This is a genomic window from Streptomyces sp. ISL-100 (assembly GCF_018614615.1).
Taxonomy (GTDB): Bacteria; Actinomycetota; Actinomycetes; order Streptomycetales; family Streptomycetaceae; genus Streptomyces.
Genome location: NZ_JAGGOK010000016.1, coordinates 19,265 through 45,128 on the forward strand (window position 1 = coordinate 19,265; position 25,864 = coordinate 45,128).

The following is a 25,864-nucleotide window of genomic DNA, read 5'->3' on the forward strand; positions in this document are numbered from 1 at the left end:
GCAATCCATTGACGTTCGATCAACCCAGGTTTTAGATTCTGGCCTGGACTCCGGCGACCAGGGGAGCATCATGCCGTTCGGGAACCGCGACGAATGGGAATCGACGGCGGACCAGCTCCTGCTGGCCGTACGCCCCCACGCCACCCCGCGCCGCGCCTTGATCAACCTGCCCGGCTCCCGCCCCAGTTGGTCCGGGCCCCGCTCCGACGGCCTCGAAGGCTATGCGCGTACGTTCCTGCTCGCCGCCTTCCGAGTCGCCGGCGCGGAAGGCCACGACCCGCACGGCCACCTCGCCCGCTACGCCGAAGGACTCACCGCAGGCACCGAAAAGCCGGTGAGCGACAGCGAGTTGACCAAGGAAGCGCCCGAGTCCTGGCCGCTCATGGCCGACGTACGCCAAGCCGTCGTCGAATCCGCCTCCATCGCCCTCGCCCTGCGCCTCACCCGCCCCTGGCTCTGGGACACCCTCGACGAGCGCACCCGCGCCCGCACCGTCGACTGGCTGCTGCCCGCCCTCGCCCCGTCCCCCGTCGACAACAACTGGTGGCTCTTCGGCCTCACAGTCGCCGGGTTCCTCCAGGACATCGGCATCGCGACCGACCGCCCGCGGGCCACCATCGACCGCTCCCTCGCCCGCATCGAGGAATGGCACCTCGGCGACGGCTGGTACAGCGACGGCCCCAACCGTGCCTTCGACCACTACAACGCCTGGGCCCTGCACTTCTATCCCGTCCTGCACGCCCACCTCGCGGGCGACGAAACACTCCTCGCCCGCTACGGCCCGCGCCTGCACGCCCAACTCGAAGCCGAGACGAGGATGTTCGACGCCAACGGCGCCCCCATGCCGTACGGCCGCTCCCTCACCTACCGCTTCGCCGCCGCGGCCGCCCCCTGGCTCGGCGAACTCACCGGCCACACCCCCCTCAGCCCGGGCGCTACCCGCCGCCTCGCCTCCGGCACCCTGCGCTACTTCCTCGACCGGGGCGCGGTCGGCGCCGACGGACTGCTGACGCTCGGCTGGCACGGCCCGTACGCCCCGGTCATCCAGAGCTACTCAGGCCCGGCCTCCCCCTACTGGGCCGCCAAGGGCTTCCTCGGCCTGCTGCTACCGGCCGGCCACCCGGCCTGGACCGACCCCGAAGAGCCGTTGCCCGCCGAGACCCGGGACGCCGTCACCACCCTCGGCCCGCCGAACATGCTGATCCAGTCCACGGCGGCCGACGGTCTCGTACGCCTCCACAACCACGGCAGCAACCACGTCGGCCCGGACGAGGACCCCGGCTACGCCCGCTTCGCCTACTCCACCCGCACGGGCCCGACCCACGACAGCGCCGATAACCACTTCGCCCTGCGCATCGACGGCGCCTGGACCCAACGCGGCCCCGCCCGCCCCCTGGCAGGCGGCCCCGGCTGGGCTGCCTCCGCGCACACCCCCGCCCCCGGCATCCGCGTCGCGTCCGCCACCGCCGTCCACGGCCGCGCCGAACTCCGCGCCCACCTCGTCACCGGCGCCCCGGAGGGAACCCCCGTACGCCAGACCGGCTGGGCCTGCGACGGCCGGGTGACCGCCCAGCTCCACCCGCTCCACGGCTACACCACCGCCCGCGACTTGCCCACCGGCTCGACCCTGGCCGCTGCCCGCACCCGTACCGCCGCTCTCGACGGCCGCACCACGGCGGGCGACACCCTCTTCGCGGCCCTGGCATCCCTCACCGCCGAGCCCGACCCGGCGCCCGTCATCACCCTCGCCGACGTCCGGATCACCGGCCACACCATCGAGGTCACCTGGCGGGACGGGTCAACTGCCGAGCTGAGCCTGGGTCACTGAGGTCCGTACTTCCGGCCCGTCTTCGAAGTGATCCCTCCCAGCAGGCCACGAGGCGCCAGCTTCACCGCGCCCATCAGCGCCTTGTACCGCGGGTCCGGCACCGACACCGTCTTCCCGCGCGCCAGATCACCCATCGCCGCCGCCACCAGCTTGTCCGCGTCGAGCCACATCCACCCCGGGATGTTGTCCGTCCCCATCCCGGCCCGCTCATGGAATTCCGTACGTACGAAACCGGGACACAGCGCCATCAGCCGCACCCCGCTCCCCGCCAGGTCCCGAGCCGCGCCCTGCGTGAACTGCACGACCCACGCCTTGGAGGCTCCGTACGTCCCGCGCGGTACGAAGGCGGCGACGGACGCGACGTTGACGACGCCGCCGCGCCCCCGCTCCTTCATCCCGGCGGTGGCCGCCGCCGTCAGCCGCAGAACCGCCTCGCAGTGCACCTTCAGCATCGTCAGTTCGTCGGCCATGGACACTTCGAGGAAGCGCCCCTTGTTGCCGAACCCCGCGTTGTTGACCAGCAGATCCACCGGATGTCTGCGGTCCGACAGCCGCGCCTCGACCGACGTGATCCCGGCGTCCGTCGACAGGTCCGCGGTCAGCACCTCCGCTTCGATGCCGTGCAGATCGTGCAGCTCCGTCGCCTGTTCCTGGAGCCGCTCGGTGTCGCGGGCCACCAGCACCAGGTTGTGCCCGTCCGTGGCGAGGCGCCGCGCGAAGGCGGCGCCGATGCCTGCTGTAGCTCCGGTAATCAGTGCAGTCGTCATGCGGGGCACGTTAGTGCCCCGCATGACGCGCCCGCCCGCCAGGCTTTGCGGCCCAGGACTGTCAGGAGACGTACTTGCGCGCCGCCTCCAGCGCCTCCGGGTGCAGCGCCTCACCGGCCGCGAGCGTGCGCGCCAGCAGCTCGCGCTCCGTCGTCGCGGCCCTGAACTGCAAGCCGACCGTGACGTCGTGGTCCGGCCGGTGCAGGATCTCGATGGTGTCGCCCGCCCGTATCTCGCCCGGCTCGATCACCCGCAGGTACGCCCCGGGCGCGGCCTGCCGCGTGAAGCGCTTGACCCATCCCTTCTCGCCGAGGGCCTGCGCGAACGTACGGCACGGAATGCGGCTGGAGGTCACCTCCAGGACCAAGTCGGCGCCGACGCGCCAGCGTTCGCCGATGAGCGCGCCGTTTACGTCGAGCCCGAGGGTCGTGAGGTTCTCGCCGAACGAGCCGTTGGCCAGCGTGCGCCCCAGCTCGCGCTCCCAGCCGTCGAGGTCCTCGCGCGCGAAGGCGTACACCGCCTGGTCGTCACCACCGTGATGGCGCTTGTTGCACACCGAGTCCCCGACCAGCCCGCCCGCCCCGACGCCCTTGGGCCCGGGCGCCACCACCCGAACGGGCCCGTCGACGGGCTGCTTGTTGATGCCGGTGGTGCCACTCGGAGCGTCGGCGTAATCCACGGCCTCGGCGCGGCCCACGTTCACGGTCAGAAGCTTCATGGCCGAACGTTAACCGGCCATGACTCAAAGTCGCTCGCCATTATTCTGCGGCAAACCCAAGAGTCGCTTATGCTTGAAGGGTGATCGAAGCCCGTCATCTCCGTATCCTGCGCGCCGTGGCCGCCACCGGTTCCTTCTCCGCCGCCGCGCGCGAACTCGGCTGCACGCAGCCCGCCGTGAGCCAGCAGATGAAGGCCCTCGAACTCTCCGCGGGCACCACGCTGCTCATCCGTACGGGCCGCGAGATGCGCCTCAGCCAGGCGGGCGAGGTCCTGGTCCGGCACGCGGTCGGCATCCTCGCCGGGCTGACCGCCGCCGAGGAGGAGGTCGCCGCCATCGCGGGCCTGCGCGCCGGACGCGTACGCCTGGTGTCGTTCCCCAGCGGCAGCTCCACCCTCGTCCCCACCGCGCTGGCCGCGCTGCGCGCCGCCCACCCCGGCACCCGCGTGTCACTGGTCGACGCGGAGCCCCCGCGCTCGGTCGAAATGCTGCGCGAGGGCGACTGCGACGTGGCGCTGGCGTTCCGCTACGGGCCCGGGGGCGCCACCGAGGACTGGAACGACCTGGTCGTACGCCCGCTGCTCACCGACCGTCTCGTCGGCCTGGTCCCCGAGGGGCACCGGCTCGCGGAGGCCGGCCAGGTCGGCATCGGGGAACTGGCCGACGAGCCGTGGATCGCGGGCTGCCCGCGCTGCCGCAGGCAGCTGGTCGAGGTGTGCGAGAGCGCGGGCTTCACGCCCCGGATCGATTTCGCGACCGACGACTACCCGGCCGTGATCGGCCTGGTCGGCGCCGGCCTCGGGGTCGCGGTCCTGCCCGAGCTGGCGATGGAGTCGGTACGTCCGAAAGGTGCGCGCACCGTGGCGGTGGAGCCGGCCGTGCGGCGCGAGATCGTGGCGCTCACGCTGCCGGACCTGGCTCAGGTGCCGGCGGTGGCGGCCACACTCGACCAGCTGGCGCTCGCTGCGGCTCGCTGAGTGAGGTCAGTGCGCTGAGTGAGGTCAGTGCAGGAGGCTGGTGCAGGCCGCGGCGCAGGCTGCGGTCCTTGATGCGGGCACGGTGCAGAAACGTTCCTTCGCGGGTTTGTTCACAGCGATGGTTTCATGGGGTCGGTGTGGGTGGCGGGCCCCGTCGAAGCCGTGATGAGACGGTTGCGCGCGCGGCCCATCAGCTCTTCTCGCTCATCCTCGGTCAGTCCGCCCCATACGCCGTAGGGCTCACGCACCGCAAGGGCGTGCGCCGCACATTCCGCGCGTACCGGGCACCTCATGCAAACCTCCTTAGCCGAGTTCTCACGCGCACTCCGCGCCGCGCCCCGCTCTCCCTCCGGATGAAAGAAGAGCGAGCTGTCCACCCCGCGGCACGCCGCGAGCAGCTGCCAGTCCCACAGATCGGCGTTGGGTCCGGGAAGGCGGGAGAAATCTGCCATTGCTTGTCCCCTTGCATCGATGCATCGAGAGTGCGTCTGGACCGTGAGGCGGCACCTACTTGTGCAAGTAGATGTAAATATGACTCATTGCGAATCTAGCCACAGACACCAGCAAAACGGAAGAAAAGCCGCTAAATGGGGCATAGCTTCGCTTAGGGGGCATGGCGACCTCTGATGCGCTTCTCTGCGACCAAGCCCTCACGTAGAGTGCCGATGGTGGCAGTCCAACCCGTAACTCTTTCGAGTGACCGTCGTTGAGAGTGCGAGGCGGTTGAAAGAACAAGCGATCGGGCAAGTGTCCGAGAGCGTCAATCGCACAGGTGACGAGATATGTACCAGCCTGGAGGCTCAAGGTGACGCGCAGCAGCTGTGAGAGCCGCGGAGGACAGCAATGACATCCGTCCTCGTCTGCGACGACTCCCCGCTTGCCCGAGAGGCGCTTCGCCGGGCGGTCGCGACCGTGCCCGGTGTGGAGCGCGTGACGACAGCGGCCAACGGCGAGGAAGTCCTCCGCCGCTGGGGCGCCGACCGCTCGGACCTGATTCTGATGGACGTACGCATGCCCGGTCTGGGCGGCGTCGAGACCGTGCGCCGGCTGCTCTCCGCAGACCCGGGCGCCCGGATCATCATGCTCACGGTCGCCGAAGACCTCGACGGGGTCGCGCTCGCGGTCGCCGCCGGTGCCCGCGGCTACCTGCACAAGGACGCCTCGCGCGCCGAACTGCGTGCGACCGTCACCCAGGCGCTCGCCGACCCGACCTGGCGGCTCGCCCCGCGCCGGCTCAGGTCGGCGGAGATGGGTGCGGCGCCGACGCTCACAGCGCGTGAGATCCAGGTGCTCGAAGGTATGAGCCACGGACGCTCCAACGCCGAGATCGGCCGTGAGCTCTTCCTTTCGGAGGACACGGTCAAGACCCACGCCCGGCGGCTCTTCAAGAAACTCGGCGCCTCGGACCGGGCGCACGCGGTCGCGCTCGGATTCCGCTGGGGCCTGGTCCGTTAGGACCGGGGCCGGTGCGCTCCCGCGCGGGTGCTGCTACGACGTGCCCCGTCCGCCGTCCGGCGGGCGGGGTAACGGACGCCCGTGCCCCTTTCCGTCGCCGATGCCGCATCCTTGAGGGGTGGAGTTCCTCGGGGACGATTCGGTCGAGCGGGAGGGGAGGGCTCAGGAGATGAGTTCCGGCGTACCTGCTCATAACGCTTCGGTGCACAACTACGGACGTGGTGCCGCGGATGGGTCGGTGTCAAGGCACCATGGACCGATGCGCGACGACGAGACGACGGTGATCGGTGCACTCGTCCGACGTGCCGTCGAGGGCGACGAGCAGGCGACGCACGATCTGCTGGCCCGCGTCCATCCGCTGGCTCTGCGCTACTGCCGCACCCGGCTGAGCCGGCTACCCGGTGATGCCCGCCACTTCGTGGAGGACCTGGCGCAGGAAGTCTGCGTCGCGGTCCTCATGGCTCTGCCGCGCTACAAGGACACCGGACGGCCCTTCGAGGCCTTCGTCTTCGCCATCGCCGCGCACAAGGTCGCGGACCTCCAGCGCGCCGCGATGCGTCACCCCGGGTCGACCGCGGTGCCGTCCGACGAGATGCCGGAGCGGCCCGACGATTCCCTCGGCCCCGAGGAGCGCGCGCTGCTCAGCAGCGACGCCGAGTGGGCGAAGAAACTTCTGGCAAATCTTCCCCAGGCGCAGCGCGAGCTGCTCGTGCTCCGGGTCGCGGTCGGGCTGACCGCCGAGGAGACCGGGCAGATGCTGGGCATGTCCCCAGGTGCCGTGCGGGTCGCGCAGCATCGCGCGCTCAGCCGGCTGCGGGCGCTCGCCGGGCAGTGACGCCGACGCGCCCGGTCCTTCCGCGTGCCGTATGAACGTACAGACCTTGTGGGTGATCTTGCTCGTGGAATGAGACACCGTGCGATCCCGTTAGCATGGACATCCGCGCCGAGCAAGACCATTTGGGAAGGTGTCAGGCATGACTGCCAACGTCGATGGAGTGCCCGAGAAGTTCGCGATGCTCGGGCTTACCTACGACGACGTGCTGCTGCTGCCTGGCGCGTCGGACATGGCCCCCGACCAGATCGACACTTCCTCGTACATCTCGAAGAACGTACGAGTGAACGTTCCGCTGCTGTCCGCCGCGATGGACAAGGTCACCGAGGCGCGCATGGCCATCGCCATGGCCCGCCAGGGCGGCGTCGGTGTCCTGCACCGCAACCTCTCGATCGCCGACCAGGCCAACCAGGTCGACCTCGTCAAGCGCTCCGAGTCCGGCATGGTGACCGACCCGATCACCGTGCGCCCGGACACCACGCTCGGCGAGGCCGACGAGCTGTGCGCCAAGTTCCGCATCAGCGGTGTGCCGGTGACGGACGCGGCGGGCAAGCTGCTCGGCATCGTCACCAACCGCGACATGGCCTTCGAGACCGACCGCGCGCGCCAGGTCCGCGAGATCATGACGCCGATGCCGCTCGTCACGGGCAAGGTCGGCATCTCCCGCGTCGACGCGGTCCAGCTGCTGCGCCGCCACAAGATCGAGAAGCTTCCGCTGGTCGACGACGCGGGCATCCTCAAGGGCCTCATCACGGTCAAGGACTTCGTCAAGGCCGAGAAGTACCCGAACGCCGCCAAGGACGCCGAGGGCCGACTGCTCGTCGGCGCGGCCGTGGGTGTCGCCGGTGACGCGTACGAGCGCGCCCAGGCCCTCATCGAGGCGGGCGTCGACTTCATCGTCGTCGACACCGCCCACGGTCACTCGCGGCTCGTCGGCGACATGGTCGCCAAGATCAAGTCGAACTCCACGGTCGACGTCATCGGCGGCAACGTCGCCACCCGCGACGGCGCCCAGGCGCTCATCGACGCCGGCTGCGACGGCATCAAGGTCGGCGTCGGACCCGGCTCCATCTGTACGACCCGTGTCGTCGCCGGCATCGGCGTCCCGCAGGTCACCGCGATCTACGAGGCCTCGCTCGCCGCGACGGCGGCCGGTGTGCCGGTCATCGGCGACGGCGGCCTCCAGTACTCCGGCGACATCGCCAAGGCGATCGTCGCTGGCGCCGACACCGTGATGCTCGGCTCGCTGCTCGCGGGCTGCGAGGAGTCGCCGGGCGAGCTGCTCTTCATCAACGGCAAGCAGTTCAAGTCGTACCGCGGCATGGGCTCGCTCGGCGCGATGCAGTCCCGCGGCCAGGCCAAGTCGTACTCCAAGGACCGGTACTTCCAGGAGGGCGTCGGCACCGACGACAAGCTCGTGCCCGAGGGCATCGAGGGCCAGGTGCCTTACCGGGGCCCGCTGTCCGCGGTCGTGCACCAGCTCGCGGGCGGCCTGCGTCAGTCGATGTTCTATGTCGGCGGCCGGACGATTCCGGAGCTTCAGCAGAACGGCCGGTTCGTACGGATCACCTCGGCGGGCCTCAAGGAGAGCCACCCGCACGACATCCAGATGACGGTCGAAGCACCGAACTACAGCAGGAAGTAACCTCGCACGTACACGCTGAGGGGCGGCCCCGAATATTCCCGGGGCCGCCCCTCGTGTGTGTGTCGGGGATACTGGAACGGCATACCAAGAGGGAAAGGCCACACACGTGACTGAGATCGAGATCGGGCGCGGCAAGCGCGGCCGCAGGGCGTACGCGTTCGACGACATCGCCATCGTGCCGAGCCGGCGCACCCGGGACCCGAAGGAGGTCTCGATCGCCTGGCAGATCGACGCCTATCGTTTCGAGCTGCCGTTCCTGGCCGCTCCGATGGACTCGGTCGTCTCGCCGCAGACCGCCATCCGCATCGGTGAGCTGGGCGGTCTGGGCGTACTGAACCTCGAAGGTCTGTGGACGCGGTACGAGGACCCGGAGCCGCTGCTCCAGGAGATCGCGGAGCTCGACGACGAGAGCGCCGCGACCCGCCGCCTCCAGGAGATCTACGCCGCTCCGATCAAGGCGGACCTGATCGGGCAGCGCATCAAGGAGGTGCGCGACTCGGGTGTCGTCACCGCCGCCGCGCTGTCTCCGCAGCGTACGGCCGAGTTCTCCAAGGCCGTCGTCGACGCCGGTGTGGACATCTTCGTGATCCGTGGCACCACGGTCTCCGCCGAGCACGTGTCGGGCGCGGCCGAGCCGCTGAACCTCAAGCAGTTCATCTACGAGCTCGACGTCCCGGTCATCGTGGGCGGCTGCGCGACGTACACCGCCGCGCTGCACCTGATGCGTACGGGCGCGGCCGGTGTCCTCGTCGGCTTCGGCGGCGGGGCCGCGCACACCACGCGCAACGTGCTCGGCATCCAGGTCCCGATGGCGACCGCGGTCGCCGATGTGGCCGCGGCGCGCCGCGACTACATGGACGAGTCCGGCGGCCGGTACGTGCACGTCATCGCCGACGGCGGCGTGGGCTGGTCCGGCGACCTGCCGAAGGCCATCGCCTGCGGCGCGGACGCCGTGATGATGGGCTCGCCGCTGGCGCGCGCGACCGACGCGCCGGGCCGCGGCCACCACTGGGGCATGGAGGCCGTCCACGAGGACGTGCCGCGCGGAAAGCGCATGGACCTGGGCGCCGTCGGCACGACGGAGGAGATCCTGCTCGGCCCGTCGCACACCCCGGACGGCTCGATGAACCTGTTCGGCGCGCTGCGCCGCTCGATGGCGACGACGGGCTACAGCGAGCTCAAGGAGTTCCAGCGCGTCGAGGTGACGGTCTCCCCGGCCGAGCACAAGCGCTGACCGATACGCAACGTGAAGGGGCCCGGACCACCGTGTGGTCCGGGCCCCTTCACGTCGGACCTGCTCCCTCAGCCCGCCCTGCGCCGGAGCACATCCCGCGTCCGGGGGCGCGGGATGTGCTCCGGGGCGCGGAACGGCATCGGGACCACCGCGTGCGGCGGTACGCCCGCGTCGATGCGGGCCACGTCGGCCGCGCCCATGCGGTACAGCGTCGGCTCGACTGACAGTGAGAACCCGTCGTGGGGAAGTGGGTCAGCCGGCGGACTTCTTGGCGGCGGAGAAAGCCGCGAAGGCGCCGATGGCGAGGAAGAGGAAGGACATCGGTCCTGCCTCCTCCTTCCAGCCCGTGGTCAGCAGCTCGAAGTTCTCGAAGAAGAGCTCGGTCACGGTGAGGCGGAGCATGTCGGAGATGGCGATCGCCAGGCCCAGCAGCTGGCCGAGGTAGACCGCGCCCAGCGACAGGATCGCGCTCACCACCGGCAGGGCGGGGTTGCGGCCGCCGACCTTGCCTGCCACGAGGCCGATGAGGTAGCCGACCCCGACGGCCGCGAAGCCGATCTGGTACTTGGTGGCGCCGATGATGCCGCCGTAGATTCCGGCGGTGACGAGCGCTGCGGCGAAGGCGGCCGCGACGCCGAGGGCGACGTTGTCGCGCGCCGGGGCAGCCGGGGCCGGCGCCTGCGGGTAGGCGCCGTCGGCGAATGGGTTGCCGGACGACGGCGGCGGTACGGGCTGGCTCATCTGAAATCCCCCCAGGGACGCATGCGCACGGGTGTGCGGTAAATGACGCCGCAGGCTAGCAGCCCCGTACGACGGGGGCCCGGGGGTTCCGCGCCCTTCGGCGCTCAGAGGCGGTGGCTGGCTCCCGTCGGGGACGCGCCCCGGGTGTCGAGGAGGAGCTGGGCCTTCACCGCGAGGGCCTGGAGGTCGTACGTGCGGTGGTTCTGCAGAAGCACCGTCAGGTCCGCGTTGGCGGCCGCCTCGTAGAGGGAGTCGGCGCGGGGCACCGGGACGTCGCGCACGCGCCAGTCGGGGACGTGCGGGTCGTGGTAGCCGACCTGGGCGCCCAGGTCCATCAGGCGGGTGGCGATCTCCTGGGCGGGGGAGCCCTGCTGGTCGGCGAGGTCCGGCTTGTAGGTGATGCCCAGGAGCAGAACGCGGGCGCCCCGGGCGGATTTGCCGTGCTCGTTGAGGAGCGTGGCGCAGCGCTGGATGACGTACTGCGGCATGCGGCCGTTGATCTCCTGCGCGAGGCCGACCATGCGGAGCGGGTGGCCGGGGGTGCTGCTGCTGTGGGGGATGTAGTTGGGGTCGACGGGGACGCCGTGGCCGCCGACGCCGGGGCCGGGGCGGAATGCCTGGAAACCGAAGGGCTTGGTCTCGGCGCAGCGGATGACGTCCCACAGGTCGACCCCGAGGTCGTGGCAGAGCACGGCCATCTCATTCACCAGGGCGATGTTGACGTGCCGGTAGTTCGTTTCCAGTACGCCGACGGTCTCGGCCTCGCGCGGGCCGCGTGCTCGGACGACTTTGTCGGTGAGGCGCCCGTAGAACGCGGCGGCCGATTCGGTGCAGGCGGGGGTGAGGCCGCCGATGACCTGCGGGGTACCGGCGTAACTGCGCAACCGGTTGCCCGGATCCACCCGGCTGGGGGAGTAGGCCAGGTGGAAATCGCGGCCGGCCCGCAGCCCGGAGCCCTCTTCGAGGATGGGGCGCAGGAATTCTTCCGTGGTGCCGGGGTATGCGGCGGATTCGAGCAGCACGGTGGTGTGCGGGCGCAGTTGCGCCGCCAGGGCCCTGGCGGCGTCGCCGACGGCGCTCAGGTCGAGCGTACGGTCGGCGCCGAGCGGGGTGGGGGCGCAGATGACGGCGGTACGGACCCGGCCGAGTTCGGCCGGGGCGGTGACGGTGCGGAAGCCTCCGGCGAGCATGCGGCGCAGGTCGGCGGCGGTGAGGGAGCCGTCGGCCGGGGCTCGCCCGGCCGCCAGGTCGGCGAGGAGGCGTGGGTCGGTGTCGTAGCCGATGGTGTCGATGCCGGAGGCGACTGCGGCCTGGGCGAGGGGCAGGCCGAGATGGCCGAGTCCGATGACGGCGAGATCTGCGGGCATGGCGGTGGGCCGTCCTTCCCAATAGCCGGAGGGGAGGCAACAGGCAAGCCCTGTGGACAGTTCGGGCGAGCGCAATTTCAGACTAAGCGTAAATATGACCGTTATGCGGCATTGTGTGAGGCCGGGGCGCGGGAGTGTTGTCCACAGCCGTCCACAGGCGGTGGCTGAAGACGGGCAGCACAGACAGAATCGAGGGGGCAGGGATGTGATCCCGGCCACCCCGACCACTACGGGAGGCAGCAGTGAGGACAGCGACACTGGGACCCGCCGAGCGCGCCGAGGCGCTCGCGGCGATGGCCGAGCGTGAACTGGACGTGCTTGTCGTGGGCGCGGGAGTGGTCGGTGCGGGGACGGCTCTCGACGCCGTCACGCGCGGGCTGGCGACCGGACTGGTCGAGGCGAGGGACTGGGCCTCGGGCACGTCGAGCCGGTCGAGCAAGCTGATCCACGGCGGGCTGCGCTATCTGGAGATGCTCGACTTCGCGCTCGTACGGGAGGCCCTGAAGGAACGCGGACTGCTGCTGGAGCGCCTCGCGCCACACCTGGTGAAACCCGTGCCGTTCCTCTACCCGCTCCAGCACAAGGGGTGGGAGCGGTGGTACGCCGGGTCGGGCGTGGCGCTGTACGACGCGATGTCGGTGTCGTCCGGGCACGGGCGCGGACTGCCGATGCACCGTCACCTCTCGCGCAAGCGCGCCCTGCGGGTCGCGCCCGCGCTGAAGAAGGACGCCCTGGTCGGCGCTTTGCAGTACTACGACGCCCAGATGGACGACGCCCGCTATGTGACGACGCTGGTGCGCACGGCCTCGCAGTACGGCGCGCACGTAGCCAACCGGGCCAGGGTGGTCGGCTTCCTGCGGGAGGGCGAGCGGGTCGTCGGGGCGAGGGTGCGGGACATCGACGGCACCTCGGGCGGTGGGGAGTACGAGGTCAGGGCCAGGCAGGTCGTCAACGCGACCGGCGTGTGGACGGACGACACGCAGGCGCTGATCGGGGAGCGCGGACAGTTCCATGTGCGGGCGTCCAAGGGCATTCACCTGGTGGTGCCGAAGGACCGGATCCACTCGTCGACCGGACTGATCCTGCGGACCGAGAAGTCGGTGCTGTTCGTCATCCCGTGGGGGCGGCACTGGATCGTCGGCACGACCGACACCGACTGGGACCTCGACAAGGCCCATCCGGCGGCGTCCAGTGCGGACATCGACTACCTGCTGGAGCACGTGAACTCGGTGCTGGCGGTGCCGCTGACACGCGACGACGTGCAGGGCGTGTACGCCGGCCTGCGGCCGCTGCTGGCCGGGGAGTCGGACGCCACCAGCAAGCTCTCGCGCGAGCACACCGTGGCGCACCCGGTGCCGGGGCTAGTCGTGGTCGCGGGCGGCAAGTACACGACGTACCGCGTGATGGCGAAGGACGCCGTGGACGAGGCGGTGCACGGTCTGGACCAGCGGGTCGCCGAGTGCGTGACGGAGGACGTGCCGCTCGCCGGGGCCGAGGGATACCGGGCGCTGTGGAACGCGCGGGCGCGGATCGCGGCGCGGACGGGGATTCACACGGTGCGCGTGGAACACCTGTTGAACCGGTACGGCTCGCTGACCGAGGAACTGCTGGAGCTGATCGCCCGTGACCCGTCGCTGGGCGATCCGCTGAGCGCGGCGGACGACTACCTGCGGGCGGAGGTGGTGTACGCCGCCTCGCACGAAGGGGCGCGGCACCTGGACGACGTACTGACACGGCGTACGCGCATCTCCATCGAGACCTTCGACCGGGGGACGCGCAGTGCGCGCGAGTGCGCGGAGCTGATGGCGCCGGTGCTGGGGTGGGACAAGGAGCACATCGCGAAGGAGGTCGAGCACTACGAGAAGCGGGTCGAGGCGGAACGGGAGTCGCAGCGCCAGCCGGACGACCTGACGGCCGACGCGGCGCGGCTGGGGGCGCCGGACATCGTGCCGATCCAGTGAGCCGGCTCAGTGAGCCGATCCGGCGGGCTGATCCGGCGGGCTGATTCGGCGCGCCGATTTGGTGACTGGCCGTAATGCGGCGAACTCGGCCGGGTGGCGGGGAGGTTCGGTGGAGCTGCCCTGAAACTGCTGTGACCTGCGGGTGGTCCCTTTTGTTCGTGCTGTGAACAGGGCCCGGTGACCCGGGACCACGATCGGTCGTGCGGTGAGGGACAATGAAGGCTCTGCCAGGGCGTGTTACTGCATCACCCTGGAACGCAGCCATCGCGGGCGAAAATCAGGGATCGCAGAGGGGACGCATGTCGGAGGCGGAGCAGTCCAAGGACACCCAGGGGCGTCTTCTCGCTGGGCGGTACCGGCTCGGTGAGGTGCTCGGCCGGGGCGGCATGGGCACGGTATGGCGCGCCGTCGACGAGACGCTGGGCCGCACTGTCGCAGTGAAGGAACTGCGTTTCCCCACGAGCATCGACGAAGAGGAGAAGCGCCGGCTCATCACGCGCACGCTGCGTGAGGCGAAGGCGATCGCCCGGATCCGCAACAACGGCGCCGTGACTGTCTACGACGTCGTCGACGAGGACGACCGGCCGTGGATCGTCATGGAGCTGATCGAGGGCAAGTCGCTCGCCGACGCCGTGCGCCAGGACGGGCTGCTGACGCCGCGCCGCGCCGCCGAGGTGGGCCTCGCCATCCTCGACGTACTGCGCGCCGCGCACCGCCAGGGAATCCTGCACCGCGATGTGAAGCCGTCCAACGTCCTCATCTCCGAGGACGGCCGGGTCGTCCTGACCGACTTCGGCATCGCGCAGGTCGAGGGCGACCCCTCGATCACCTCGACCGGCATGCTGGTGGGCGCGCCGTCGTACATCTCGCCGGAGCGGGCCCGGGGTCACAAGCCGGGGCCGGCCGCCGACCTGTGGTCGCTGGGCGGGCTGCTGTACGCGTCGGTGGAGGGCACGCCGCCGTACGACAAGGGGTCCGCGATCGCGACCCTCACGGCCGTCATGACCGAGCCGCTCGACCCGCCCAAGAACGCGGGCCCGCTGGAAGAGGTCATCTACGGCCTGCTGGCCAAGGACCCCGACCAGCGGCTCGACGAGGCGGGGGCGCGCGCCCTCCTCAACGACGTGATTAACCTGCCCGAGAAGCCGGACGAGCCCGAACCGTCGCCGGAAGCTACGCGGGTGGTGGCGCTGCCGCCGGTACCTGAAGACGTGCTCAGCGCGGTGCGGCCGGCCAAGAACGACGCGGCGGCGGACGCGGGTCCGCCCGCGAGCGAGCGGGTGCGGGGCGCGCTGAAGTCCGTACGCAACGCGGCGGCTGCCCAGGCGGCCAAGCAGAAGCAGGCCTCGCAGGCGCGGTCCCAGTCGGATCCCGGACCGGGCGCGAGGCCGCCGGCCCGGGCCTCGCTCACCGATGTCGTGCCGCGTCGCACGCTGGTGATAGTGGCCGTGGTCGCGGCGCTCGCGGTGCTCGGCACGGTGCTCGCTGTCGCGCTGAACGGCCCGGACGACAAGCCGCAGGGCAAGTCCACGGACGAGACGTCCGCTTCGAGCGGCGCCACCGCCGGTGGCGACGCCAAGGGCGACGCGGGCAAGGGCAAGGAAGCGGACGGCGGGAAGGGTGACAAGTCGCCCGTGCCTTCCACGGGTGACGACTCCGGCCAGGGCAGCGGCAACGACGACGGCAATGGCGACGACGGCCAGGGCGATGCGGACGACTCCAAGACGGACGACCCGCCGAAGGACGGCGGGCTGCCCGAGGGATACGTGAAGGTCAGCGACGACCGGTTCCACTTCACGATGGCGATGCCGAAGGGCTTTGAGCGGAACGGCATAGCGGGCTCGAACTCCGGCGGCAAATACAACAAGGCCGGCGGATATCCGCGCGTTCAGGTCGACTTCACCGGCAGCCCCGGTGGCGACGCGCGGGCGGCCTGGGCTGCTGCCCAGGCCGGGGTCGCCGCGAGCAGCAATGGCTACAAGCACCTGGGCATACGGCCCGTCGACTACAACGGCTACCCCACCACCGCCGATTGGGAGTTCGAGCGCGACGAGGCGGGGATGCGGGTTCACGTGCTCAACAGGGGCTTCAAGGTCGACGCGAAGCGCGGCTACGCGATCATGGTCACCTGCAAGGCGGACGAGTGGAACGGCAAGGAGTGCCGGACGCTGCGCGAGACCGCGTTCGACACGTTCAAGCCGAAGGACTGACGTACGGAACCGCCGGGTTGCCGAGACCCGGCGGCGCGGCCGGGTTCAGCCACGTATCGTGAGAGCTCGTGGACTGACCGTACGCGACCGGAATTGACGACTTGGTGCGGTTGGGCCGAGTCGGGGAACAGTGCGCTCTGGGGAGGCGTCGTGGACGACTACGCGGGACGGGTACTTGCCGACCGCTACCGCCTTCCGCTGCCGCCTTCCGACGCGTACGAGCTGGTAGAGACCAGGGCATTCGACACGTACAGCGGGCAGGAAGTCCTCGTCCGTCAGGTGCCGTTACCCGAGGTCGTGGACGCGGAGTTCCTGGACGGCGAGAGCGGCGGCGGGGCGGCGGCGCAGCGGCGAGCGGCCGGGCGTACGACGCGGCGGCCGACCGACCCTGCGGTGCGGCGGGCCATCGAGGCGGCGCAGGCGGCCGCGCAGATTCCCGACCACCCGAGGCTCGACCAGGTCTTCGACGTCTTCGCCGAGGGCGGCTCGCTCTGGATAGTGAGTGAACTGGTCGCGGCGCGGCCGCTGGCGGCGCTGCTCGCCGAGAAGCCGCTGAATCCTTACCGGGCCGCGGAAATCGCCGCCGACGTGCTGACTGCCCTGCGGGTGCTGCACGCGCACGGCTGGACCCACCGGAACATCACCGTCCGCACGGTGCTCGTCTGCGACGACGGCCGCATTGTCCTGACCGGGCTCGCGGCCGGCGCGGCGGAGGAGGCGCTCTGCGGATACGCCCCGGTGCCGGCGCCGACGGAGTCGGCGGTGGACGCGGATGAAGGGGGCGGCAGTTGGGGAGTCCCTGGCTCGCCTCCCGGGCACGAAGGCGCCGCGCAGTACGGCGGCGCTCCCGCTCCCGCTGCCGACGCCGGTTCCGGCGTACGTACCACGTTGCCGGCGGGCGGCGGGAGCCCCGCCGCCGAGGTCCGCGCCGCGCGCGCCGGAGCCATCGCGGCGTACCGCGCGGGAGCCCGTGCGGCGGCCCGGGTCAACGAGGAGCAGCGCCCGGGCGGCACGGGCTCGCTCCCGGTCCAGCGCCCGGCGCCGCGTCCGGCAGGGGGCCCGCGCGCGATCAGCCCGTACGTCGACATCGAGCCCACTCCCGCGCCCACCCCCGCCCCCGCGCCCGCCGAGCGTCCCCAGCGGCCGGAACTCGCGGGCACCTGGCAGGACGGCACCCGCGCCGGTACGCGCCCCGGCGCACCCGGCACCGCGAGCGGCTGGCACTCCGGGCCCGGCGGAGCGCCGAGCGCCACCCCGGAAGGCCGCCCCCCGGGCGCCCCCGGCGACTTCGACGACTCGTGGCACGGCGCGGTCCCCCGTTCCGCGGCGGGCGACGGAATGCGAGCCGACGGCCTAAGACGCGGCCAGGGCCAGGGTCAGGCCCACGGGGAGGGGCACGCCGCAGGCGAGACATCGACGCAGCGGCACGATGCACAGGGCCAGGCCCGGAGCTGGGACGAGTTCGTGGCGGGCGGGCACGTTCCCGCGTACCAGGGGCCCGCCACTCCGCTCGCCGCCGAGCGGGCCCGGCAGGCGCGGATCGCCGTCGTCGGCGCGGTCACCGAGCGCTGGGCGCCCGAGCAGGCAGGCTCCGTCCACGAGAACTGGCAGCTGGCCCCGCCCATCGGCCCCTCCACCGACCTCTGGGCCCTGGGCGCGCTCCTCTTCCGTACCGTGCAGGGCCACGCCCCGTACCCGGAGGAGAGCGCCATAGAGCTGGTGCAGCTCGTCTGCGCCGAGCCGCCCGCCTTCGCCGAGGAGTGCGGCCCGCTGCGGCCCGTCGTCGAGTCGCTGCTGCGTCAGGACCCGACCGAGCGGCCCGACTTCGAGGAGCTGCGCGGCTGGCTCCGCTCGCTCGTACGATCCGCTCCCGAGCCGGAGGCCGGTGCGGACATCGTGCCGCTGCCGTCCGTCGACGCCGCGCGCCTTCCGATCGTGCGCCGCCGCGGCGAGCTCGTACGCAAGCGCCGCGCCGGATCGTCATCGGACGTGCACGGCCGCCACCGGCACAAGAAGACCAAGGCCGGGCGCAAGGGCGAGCAGCGAGAGCCGCAGCTTCACCATGAGCCACGGCCTCCCCGGGAGCCGCGTCCTGCGCGTGAGCCGCGGATCAAGGAGCCGCGGATTCAGAAGAAGCAGCGCGGCGGCCCGCGTTCACTCGGGCGTACGCTCCTGATCCTGATCCTCCTCGGTCTGGTCGCCGCGCTCACCTACGCGTTGGTCTTCATGCCGAAGGCCGGTGAGCAGGAGCAGGACGGCAGCCAGGGCGACCCGAAGAAGGCGGGCGACGCCCGGAGCACCGGCGCGCCCGCCACCCCCGGCCCCTCCGCCGGGACCGAGTCCACGCCACCGCCTGCGCGGAAGACGCCCAGCTCCCAGCAGCCGCAGACCTCCGTCCCGGCCACCGAGGTCGCCAAGGGGTACAAGCTCGTCAAGGACCCCGAGGGATTCCAGACCGTCGTCGACAAGGACTGGGAGCGGCGCCCGGTCAACGACGCCGGCCAGGTCCGGTACCGGGGCGGCGACTTCGAGCTGGTGATCGTCCCCGGCCGCGACTCCGTCAAGGACAACGGCAGCGACCCGATGGACTACCAGCTCAAGAAGGAGCGCGAACTCCAGCCCGTCAGGGACTCCTCCTGGTCAACCCAGAACGGGCTGCGCCGCATCGACGTGGGCCGGCAGGCGATGGCGGAGGGTCAGTTCACCTGGCAGGACAGCAGCGGGCGCGATGTGTACGTCCGTAACCTGGCGATGATCGTCGGCGACCGCTACCACGTCGTCCAGGTCATCGGGCCGGAAGCCCAGCGCGACGAGATCACCGAGATCTACGAACAGGCCACGGCGGCCTACCGGCCTACCGGGTGACGGGCGGCTGACCGGCCGCCGCTTGGGGCTCATGGACGCCGGGCAGGGACTGGAGACGTGGACGACTCACACGGGATGACCGGGGGAACCGAGGACGGGGCGGACGGGGGCGGCAGCCGCCTGATCGCCGGGCGGTACCGTCTCGGCGACCAGCTTGGACGGGGCGGAATGGGCACCGTCTGGCAGGCGACCGACGAGCTGCTCGGCCGGCCGGTCGCCGTCAAGGAGCTCCACTTCGGCGGCGACGAACCCGGCCTGCCCGCCGCCGACGCGCAGCTGCGGCGCGAGCGGGCGCTGCGCGAGGCCAGGACCGTGGCCCAGCTTGTCCACCCGCATGTGATCGTCGTGCACGACATCGTCGAGGACCCCGGCACCGAACTCCCGTACATCATCATGGAGCTGATCGACGGCGAGACGCTCGCGGAATGGATCGCGGCCGACGGCCCGGTCGATACCCGCGAGGCCGCGCGGATCGGCCTCGCCCTGGTCGGCGCACTCCGCGTGGCCCACGAGCGCGGCGTACTGCACCGTGATCTCAAGCCCGAGAACGTCCTGCTGGAAGCGGGCACCGGCCGCGTCGTCCTCACCGACTTCGGGATCGCCCGACTCGACGGCGGTACGACGATCACCGACGCCGGGTCCTTCGTCGGTTCCCCCGAATACACCGCCCCCGAGCGGATGGAAGGCGTCGCCGCGGGCCCGGCCTCCGACATGTGGTCGCTCGGCGTGCTGCTGTGCACGGCGGTGAGCGGCGAGTCCCCTTTCCACCGCGACTCCTTGGGCGGCGTCCTGTGCGCCGTCATGCACGACCCCATCCGGCCGCCCGCCGCCGCGGCCCCGCTGCTTCCCGTCGTACGGCGCCTGCTGGAGCGTGATCCGCAGCGCAGACTCGGCGCGGCCGAGGCGGAGCGGCTGCTGCTCGCGTACCTCGTGACCGGCACCACCCCCAAGGCCGCGACGCCGTACGGGACCACGCGGCCGTACGGGGCCACCCAGCCGTACGTCCCGCTCGCCCACAAGGTGGCGCGCCTCAGGGGTGGCGGCGTGCGGGGCGGCGGTGTCCGGGGCGCGATCGTCGCGGGCGTTCTCGTCGCCGTGATGGCGGCGGCGGGCGCGGCGACGGCGACGCTGTTCCTGCGCGACGGTGACGGCGACGGCGACAGCCAGGGCGGCGGCGGCCGTACGGACAGCGCGCACACCCGTACGGTCACCTCGACCGTGTCGACGGGCACCGGCGACGGGGGACCCACCCGGACCGGCACGGCCGACCCCGACCGCACGCCCCCGCCCGGCTACCGCAGGGTGACCGACCCCGCGGGCTTCACGCTCGCCGTTCCCGAGGGCTACCGGCGCTCGGCCGACGACAACCAGGTCTCCTACCTGTCGCCGGACAGGAGCATCAGGATAGGCGTACGCCAGCAGAGTCCCGTAGCGGGCGGCCCGCTGGGCGCGATGCGGCTGGCGCACGCCAAGGGCCCGGACACCCACCCCGGCTACCGCGCCGGCAAGGTCACGCGGACCACGCACAACGGGCTGGCGGCCGCGCTGTGGGAGTTCGTCCGGGACGGCTTCGAGCCGGGCGACGAGGACCGGCACACGTACGACCTCTGCTGGGAGGAGGACTCTCTGATGTACGAGGTGTCGGTCTCGGCACCGGTCCGCAGGCAGGACGACGGCAAGCGGCACTTCGACACCGCCCTCGACTCGTTCGCCCGCGGTTAGACCCGGGCCCAAGGGCCTGCACAAGCCGCTGATCAGGGGTTATTTGCCAGTGAACACTGGCACGGTGGTGAGGAGCTGGTGAAAAGGCGTTACCGGCGGGTACCAAAAGGCGTGCGGGAGGCTTACTCTCCCCCTCATGACGGACTCGCAGGCCCCCGCAGCCGCCCTCGGTACGAACCCACTCGCCGCAGCCCCCGCAGGTGCGCGCACCGCGGCCGATGTGGTCACCCCCGAGGTGGTCGCACAGCTCACGCGTGATGTGGTCGGCTCCGGCCGCACCGCGAATCACACGCCCTTCACCGGCGAGAAGCTGGCCGACCTGCCGGAGTCCACCCCCGAGGACGTCGCCACCGCCTTCGAGCGGGCGCGCGCCGCCCAGCCCCTCTGGGCGGCCATACCCGTACGCCGGCGAGCCGCGATCCTGCTCCGCTTCCACGACCTGGTCCTGGAGCGCCAGGCCGAGGTCCTCGACCTCATTCAGCTGGAGACCGGCAAGGCCCGCCTGCACGCGCACGAGGAGGTCCTGGCCGTCGCCATCGCCGCCCGCCATTACGGGCGCAAGGCCGCGTCGTACCTCAGGCCCAAGCGGCGCACCGGGGCGATCCCGACCCTGACGAAGGTCACCGAGCTGCGCCAGCCGCGCGGTGTCGTCGGCCAGATCGCCCCCTGGAACTATCCCTTCGAGCTGTCGATCGGTGACGCGCTGCCCGCCTTCGTCTCCGGCAACGCCGTCGTGATGAAGCCCGACACCGAGACCGCGCTGACCGCCCTGTGGGCCCGCGACCTCCTCGTCGAGGCCGGTCTGCCGCCCGAGGTCTTCCAAGTCGTCCTCGGCGAGGGCCCGGTCGTCGGCCCCGAGATCGTCAAGCACGCCGACTACGTCTCCTTCACCGGCTCCACCCGCACCGGCCGCGAGGTCGCCCAGGGCGCCGCCGCCCGCCTCATCGGCGTATCCCTCGAACTCGGCGGCAAGAACGCCATGCTGGTCCTGGAGGACGCCGACGTCGAGAAGGCAGCGGCGGGCGCCGTCCGCGCCTGCTTCTCCTCCGCCGGACAGCTGTGCATCTCCATCGAGCGGCTGTACGTCCACGAGTCGATCGCCGACGACTTCGTGGCCCGGTTCGCCGCGCGTACGAAGGCGATGCGCCTCGGCACGTCCCTCGCGTACGGCGCCGACATGGGCTCGCTCGTCGGGGAGCGCCAGCTGGAGAACGTCAAGCGGCACGTCGAAGAGGCCGTCGCCAAGGGCGCCACGCTCGTCGCCGGCGGCGTCGCCCGCCCCGACATTGGCCCGCTCTTCTTCGAGCCGACCATCCTCGACGGCGTCGAGGCGCCGATGGCGGTGTGCGCCGAGGAGACGTTCGGCCCGGTCGTCTCCATCTACCGCTTCACCGACGAGGACGAGGTCGTGGCGCAGGCCAACGCCACCGCATACGGCCTCAATTCCAGCGTCTGGACCAAGAACGGCAAGCGCGGCCACGCGATCGCCGCCCGGCTGCGCACCGGCACGGTCAACATCAACGAGGGCTACGCCCCGGCGTACGGCAGCGTCCAGGCGCCGATGGGCGGCATGAAGGAATCCGGACTCGGCCGCCGGCACGGCTCCGAGGGCATCCTCAAGTACACCGAGGCCCAGACCGTCGCCCACCAGCGGCTGATCCCGATGGCCCCGTCCTTCGGCATGGACGACGAGCAGTACGCGGCGTTCATGAGCATCAGCCTGAAGGCGCTGAAGGTCCTGCGTTTCCGCTGATCCAGGTTGCTGATCCAGGTTTTCTGACGAGGAGCGCCAATGCCACAGGAGAGCTCTGTGTACGACTACGACGTCATCGTCGTCGGATCCGGCTTCGGCGGTTCCGTATCGGCCCTGCGCCTGACGGAGAAGGGCTACCGGGTCGGCGTCCTGGAAGCGGGCCGCCGCTTCACGCGCGAGACCCTGCCCAAGACCTCCTGGGACATCAAGAACTTCCTCTGGGCGCCCGCGCTCGGCCTCTTCGGCATCCAGCGCGTGCACCTGCTCGGGAACGTCATGGTGCTGGCGGGCGCGGGTGTGGGAGGCGGCTCCCTCAACTACGCCAACACGCTGTACGTACCCCCCGCTCCCTTCTTCCAGGACCAGCAGTGGGCGGACATCACCGACTGGCAGGACGAACTCGCGCCGTACTACGACCAGGCCAAGCGCATGCTCGGGGTGCGCCTGAATCCGACCATGACGCCGTCCGACGTACACCTGAAGGCGACCGCCGAGGCCATGGGAGTGGGCGACACATTCCACATGGCACCGGTGGGTGTCTTCTACGGCGACGGGCAGGACGCCGACGGTGATTCAACGGCACAGCCCGGCGCGGAGGTTCCCGACCCCTACTTCGGCGGTGCGGGCCCGTCCCGCAGGGCCTGCACCGAATGCGGCGAGTGCATGACCGGCTGCCGGCACGGCGCGAAGAACACCCTCAACGAGAACTACCTCTACCTGGCCGAGAAGGCCGGCGCGGTCGTCCACCCCATGACCTCCGTCGTCGGCCTCACCGAGCACCCGGACGGCGGCTACCGCGTCGCCACCGTCCCCACCGACGCCCGCCGCAAGGCCGAGCCCCGCACCCTGCGCGCCCACCAGGTCGTCATCGCCGCCGGTACGTACGGCACCCAGACCCTTCTGCACACCATGAAGGACCGCGGCGACCTCCCTCGCATCTCCGCGAAGCTCGGCGAGCTGACCCGCACCAACTCCGAGGCGCTCGTCGGCTCGCAGACCACCGACCGCCGCTACCGCAAGAAGCACGGCGCGAAGACCGGCGCGAAGAAGGCGGACTTCACGCGAGGCGTCGCCATCACGTCCTCGATCCACCCCGACGCCAACACCCACATCGAGCCGGTCCGTTACGGCAAGGGCTCCAACGCGATGGGCGCGATGTCCGTCATCCAGGTGCCGTACGCCGACAAATTCCCCCGCGCCCTGGGCTGGCTCGGCAACGTCGTCAGACACCCGCTGCTGACCGCGCGGTCCCTCTCCAACCACCGCTGGTCGGAGAAGACCATCATCGGCCTGGTCATGCAGTCGCTGGACAACTCCCTGACGACGTACCGCAAACCGGGAGGCATCGGAAAGGGCCTGCTGACCGCCCGCCAGGGCCACGGCGCGCCCAACCCGAAGCAGATCCCCGAGGCGGCGCGCGCCGCGAGCATCCTCGCCGACGAGATCAACGGCTTCGCGGGCAGCAACATCGGCGAGCTCATCGGTACGCCGCTGACCGCGCACTTCCTGGGCGGCTGCCCGATCGGCGCCTCGCCGGAGAAGGGCGTCATCGACCCGTACCACCGGCTGTACGGACACCCGGGCATCTCGGTGGTGGACGGCTCGGCCGTCTCCGCCAACCTGGGCGTCAACCCGTCGCTGACGATCACCGCACAGGCGGAGCGGGCCATGTCGTACTGGCCCAACAAGGACGAGCCGGACGCCCGCCCGGCGCAGGACGCGGCGTACGAGCGCCTCGCGGCGATCGAACCGAAGGCGCCGGCGGTGCCGAAGGAGGCCTTCGGCGCGCTGAAGCTGCCGTTCCTCGGCATACCCGCCGTCCCGCCCAAGAGTTGAGCGGGCAGGCAAAAGGCGCTGCACCCCCCTCCGAGTGCAGCGCCTCTTGCCGGTCTCTATCGAGCCCTTACCGGTGTGTCACCGGGTCATACGGGCCGTGTCAGGCCTCGGAACCGGCCTGGCGGCGGCGTACGACGAACATCGCACCGACGCCGAGCGCCACGGCCGCGCCACCCGCGAGGGCGAACATCGGCATCGTGGACGAGGAACCCGTCTCGGCGAGGGCGCCGGTCACGGCCGGGACCGTGCTCTCGGTCGGCTTCTCGCTCGGGACCGGGGCCTTGCCGCCCTCCTGGGGCTCGGTGCCCACGGTGTTGGTACCGGCCGGGACGATCTCGAACTTGTACGAGACGTCTGCGAAGCCGGAGCAGTCCTCGTCACCGGTGTAGAAACCTGCGCCGAGGGTGAAGGCGGTGCCGGCCGGCGCACTGGCCTTGACGTTGAGGCGCAGCTTGATGTCGACCTCGTAGCCGGCCTCGATCTTGCTGGACTCGCCGACGTAGCCGACGGCGTTGCCCTCCTGGTCGACGAGGTCGTCCCAGGTGTTGAGCTCCTCGTTGTAGGCCTGCAGGGTGACCTGGCGGGACTTGATGAGCTCCATGCCGTCCTTGTCGAAGGACGCCCCGGCGAAGTAGTAGACGTCCGAGACGTCCTTGTCCGACGAGTTGTAGACGTTCAGGCTGAACTGGCGCCAGCCGCTGCCCGCGGCGATCTTGCCCGGCAGACCCTTGACCGCGAGTTCGAGGTCGGAGTTCTCACAGATCCCCCAGTCGTCCTCATCGGGGTCGGTGCCGGGGTCCTCGTCGCCGGGCTCGGTGCCGGGCTCGGGGTCCTCGGGCTCCTGGCCCGGGTCCTCCTCGCCCTCCGGGTCGGTCTCGCTGCCGGGGTCGAACGCCGGGTCCGTGGCCGGGTCGGGGTCGGGCTCACCGACGGGGTCGGTGGCCGGGTCCGTCCCGGGGTCCGTCGGCGGCTCCTCCACGGAGGGGTCCGTGTCGGACGGGTCCGGGTCACCGGCGGGGTCGGTGCCCGGGTCCGTCCCGGGGTCCGTCGGCGGCTCTTCCACGGACGGGTCGGTCTCGCCAGGATCGGTTGCCTCGCCCGGGTCGGTCTCGGACGGGTCGGTCGCGTCGACCGGGTCGTTCTCCTCGGCCGGGTCGGTCGCGCCGGGGTCGGTGGCCTCGCCCGGGTCGGTCGTCTCGGTCTGCGAGGTGGTGGTGGGCTCTCCCTCGGCGTACGCGGCCGGCGCGGCCAGCAGGGCGGCAGGAGCTATGACGGCCGTCGCAGCCGCAAGGGCCATGGCGCGGCGAAGCTTCATTTAGACCTCAGGAAGTCTGGCGTACCGCGCAAGCTGCGGTACGAGATGTGAGGGCCGCCGTGGTGTGGGGGTGCACAGGTGGCCGTTGGTTCGCATGGATGACCTGTGACGGGAGTAAAGGGTTGCGCGGAATCTCATGGGTTTCTCATGTGGCGTGCGTCACGCGCCCGCCGCAGCCCGCCCGCGCAAGCGAAGGGCCCCGCGGACGGGGGAGATCCGCGGGGCCCCAGGCCGTCAGCACCGGCGTCAGGGCAGCGCCGGTGCCGCGGGGGCGGCGCCGGGGGGTGCGCCGCTGGCTCTTGAGGTGAAGCTGGTGGAGCTGGTGGAGCTTGCCCGGCGCACGAGGGGCGCACGAGTGGTGTCGACCAATGTCAGCGACCGCCCGGAGCGCGCGAGCTGCCTTTGCATCGTGCGGGATCTGCCGCGGCGGACGCAACAGTTTCGACGACATCCCGGGACCCGGCCTGGGGACACGGCCGGTCGGTTCCGGGCGTCCCCGGAACCGACCGCCTTGGGTGACCGGGCTAGCTGTCCCCTGCCGACCGGTCACGCGCGCCGGGACGAGGTCCCACGACGCACTTGCAGTACGCCGCACGCCCCGGCGGAGCCACGCGTGGTTCTTTCCTGCGCGCCCGCCC

General features: G+C 71.2%; 19 protein-coding genes. 12 read left to right on the forward strand and 7 right to left on the reverse strand.

Annotated features, from left to right (window positions below; all coding sequences use genetic code 11):
- Window positions 1-70 precede the first annotated feature (70 nt).
- Entirely contained in the window at window positions 71-1,828 is a 1,758-nt protein-coding gene (locus J7E89_RS08735) for a DUF2264 domain-containing protein (protein ID WP_214970594.1), read from the forward strand.
- On the opposite strand, the gene J7E89_RS08740 is transcribed toward J7E89_RS08735, so the two are convergent.
- Together J7E89_RS08740 and J7E89_RS08745 are read right to left on the reverse strand one after the other, a co-directional pair.
- Entirely contained in the window at window positions 1,822-2,595 is a 774-nt protein-coding gene (locus J7E89_RS08740) for an SDR family oxidoreductase (RefSeq protein WP_214970597.1), read from the reverse strand. The genes J7E89_RS08735 and J7E89_RS08740 overlap by 7 nt on opposite strands.
- A 61-nt stretch (window positions 2,596-2,656) precedes the next feature.
- Window positions 2,657-3,313 carry an MOSC domain-containing protein gene (locus J7E89_RS08745; RefSeq protein ID WP_214970600.1) on the reverse strand — a complete coding sequence of 219 codons (657 nt, stop codon included), beginning with the start codon at window positions 3,311-3,313 and terminating at the stop codon, window positions 2,657-2,659.
- Window positions 3,314-3,393: 80 nt separating this feature from the next.
- Between J7E89_RS08745 and J7E89_RS08750 the strand changes: the two genes are divergently transcribed.
- Window positions 3,394-4,290, forward strand: coding sequence for a LysR family transcriptional regulator (locus tag J7E89_RS08750; RefSeq protein ID WP_214970603.1), 897 nt, complete (start codon window positions 3,394-3,396; stop codon window positions 4,288-4,290).
- A 110-nt stretch (window positions 4,291-4,400) separates the two neighbouring features.
- On the opposite strand, the gene J7E89_RS08755 is transcribed toward J7E89_RS08750, so the two are convergent.
- Window positions 4,401-4,742, reverse strand: coding sequence for a WhiB family transcriptional regulator (locus J7E89_RS08755; RefSeq protein WP_214970606.1), 342 nt, complete (start codon window positions 4,740-4,742; stop codon window positions 4,401-4,403).
- A gap of 391 nt (window positions 4,743-5,133) precedes the next feature.
- Between J7E89_RS08755 and J7E89_RS08760 the strand changes: the two genes are divergently transcribed.
- The 4 genes from J7E89_RS08760 (at window position 5,134) to J7E89_RS08775 (ending at window position 9,456) form a co-directional block, all read left to right on the forward strand.
- Window positions 5,134-5,745 (forward strand): response regulator transcription factor, encoded by a 612-nt coding sequence (locus tag J7E89_RS08760; protein ID WP_003948568.1) that lies wholly within the window; start codon window positions 5,134-5,136, stop codon window positions 5,743-5,745.
- Between the two features lie 259 nt (window positions 5,746-6,004).
- Window positions 6,005-6,580: a sigma-70 family RNA polymerase sigma factor gene (locus J7E89_RS08765; protein WP_028812321.1), complete on the forward strand. Its 576-nt coding sequence runs from the start codon at window positions 6,005-6,007 to the stop codon at window positions 6,578-6,580.
- 139 nt (window positions 6,581-6,719) lie between these two features.
- Window positions 6,720-8,222: an IMP dehydrogenase gene (gene guaB, locus J7E89_RS08770; protein ID WP_214970612.1), complete on the forward strand. Its 1,503-nt coding sequence runs from the start codon at window positions 6,720-6,722 to the stop codon at window positions 8,220-8,222.
- 106 nt (window positions 8,223-8,328) lie between these two features.
- Window positions 8,329-9,456 carry a GuaB3 family IMP dehydrogenase-related protein gene (locus J7E89_RS08775; RefSeq protein WP_214970615.1) on the forward strand — a complete coding sequence of 376 codons (1,128 nt, stop codon included), beginning with the start codon at window positions 8,329-8,331 and terminating at the stop codon, window positions 9,454-9,456.
- Between the two features lie 68 nt (window positions 9,457-9,524).
- On the opposite strand, the gene J7E89_RS41770 is transcribed toward J7E89_RS08775, so the two are convergent.
- The 3 genes from J7E89_RS41770 to J7E89_RS08785 all read right to left on the reverse strand — a co-directional run bounded on the left by J7E89_RS41770 (window position 9,525) and on the right by J7E89_RS08785 (window position 11,564).
- The gene (locus J7E89_RS41770) at window positions 9,525-9,656 is read right to left on the reverse strand and encodes a hypothetical protein (protein ID WP_285439219.1); all 132 of its coding nucleotides are present in this window, start codon (window positions 9,654-9,656) and stop codon (window positions 9,525-9,527) included.
- A gap of 52 nt (window positions 9,657-9,708) precedes the next feature.
- Window positions 9,709-10,197 (reverse strand): hypothetical protein, encoded by a 489-nt coding sequence (locus J7E89_RS08780; RefSeq protein WP_214970617.1) that lies wholly within the window; start codon window positions 10,195-10,197, stop codon window positions 9,709-9,711.
- A 104-nt stretch (window positions 10,198-10,301) separates the two neighbouring features.
- The gene (locus J7E89_RS08785) at window positions 10,302-11,564 is read right to left on the reverse strand and encodes a nucleotide sugar dehydrogenase (RefSeq protein ID WP_214970620.1); all 1,263 of its coding nucleotides are present in this window, start codon (window positions 11,562-11,564) and stop codon (window positions 10,302-10,304) included.
- 242 nt (window positions 11,565-11,806) lie between these two features.
- Between J7E89_RS08785 and J7E89_RS08790 the strand changes: the two genes are divergently transcribed.
- The 6 genes from J7E89_RS08790 to J7E89_RS08815 all read left to right on the forward strand — a co-directional run bounded on the left by J7E89_RS08790 (window position 11,807) and on the right by J7E89_RS08815 (window position 23,911).
- On the forward strand, window positions 11,807-13,525 hold the full coding sequence (locus J7E89_RS08790) for a glycerol-3-phosphate dehydrogenase/oxidase (RefSeq protein WP_214970623.1): 1,719 nt from the start codon (window positions 11,807-11,809) through the stop codon (window positions 13,523-13,525).
- A 299-nt stretch (window positions 13,526-13,824) separates the two neighbouring features.
- Window positions 13,825-15,735: a serine/threonine-protein kinase gene (locus tag J7E89_RS08795; protein WP_214970638.1), complete on the forward strand. Its 1,911-nt coding sequence runs from the start codon at window positions 13,825-13,827 to the stop codon at window positions 15,733-15,735.
- A gap of 150 nt (window positions 15,736-15,885) precedes the next feature.
- The gene (locus J7E89_RS08800) at window positions 15,886-18,600 is read left to right on the forward strand and encodes a protein kinase (RefSeq protein ID WP_214970641.1); all 2,715 of its coding nucleotides are present in this window, start codon (window positions 15,886-15,888) and stop codon (window positions 18,598-18,600) included.
- A 75-nt stretch (window positions 18,601-18,675) separates the two neighbouring features.
- On the forward strand, window positions 18,676-20,322 hold the full coding sequence (locus tag J7E89_RS08805; RefSeq protein WP_214970762.1) for a serine/threonine-protein kinase: 1,647 nt from the start codon (window positions 18,676-18,678) through the stop codon (window positions 20,320-20,322).
- Between the two features lie 136 nt (window positions 20,323-20,458).
- Window positions 20,459-22,075: a succinic semialdehyde dehydrogenase gene (locus J7E89_RS08810; RefSeq protein WP_214970645.1), complete on the forward strand. Its 1,617-nt coding sequence runs from the start codon at window positions 20,459-20,461 to the stop codon at window positions 22,073-22,075.
- Between the two features lie 39 nt (window positions 22,076-22,114).
- A complete protein-coding gene (locus J7E89_RS08815; RefSeq protein ID WP_214970648.1) occupies window positions 22,115-23,911 on the forward strand; it encodes a GMC oxidoreductase in 1,797 nt (598 codons plus the stop codon).
- Window positions 23,912-24,011: 100 nt separating this feature from the next.
- On the opposite strand, the gene J7E89_RS40665 is transcribed toward J7E89_RS08815, so the two are convergent.
- The gene (locus tag J7E89_RS40665) at window positions 24,012-25,226 is read right to left on the reverse strand and encodes an LAETG motif-containing sortase-dependent surface protein (protein ID WP_251060295.1); all 1,215 of its coding nucleotides are present in this window, start codon (window positions 25,224-25,226) and stop codon (window positions 24,012-24,014) included.
- Window positions 25,227-25,864: the final 638 nt, after the last annotated feature.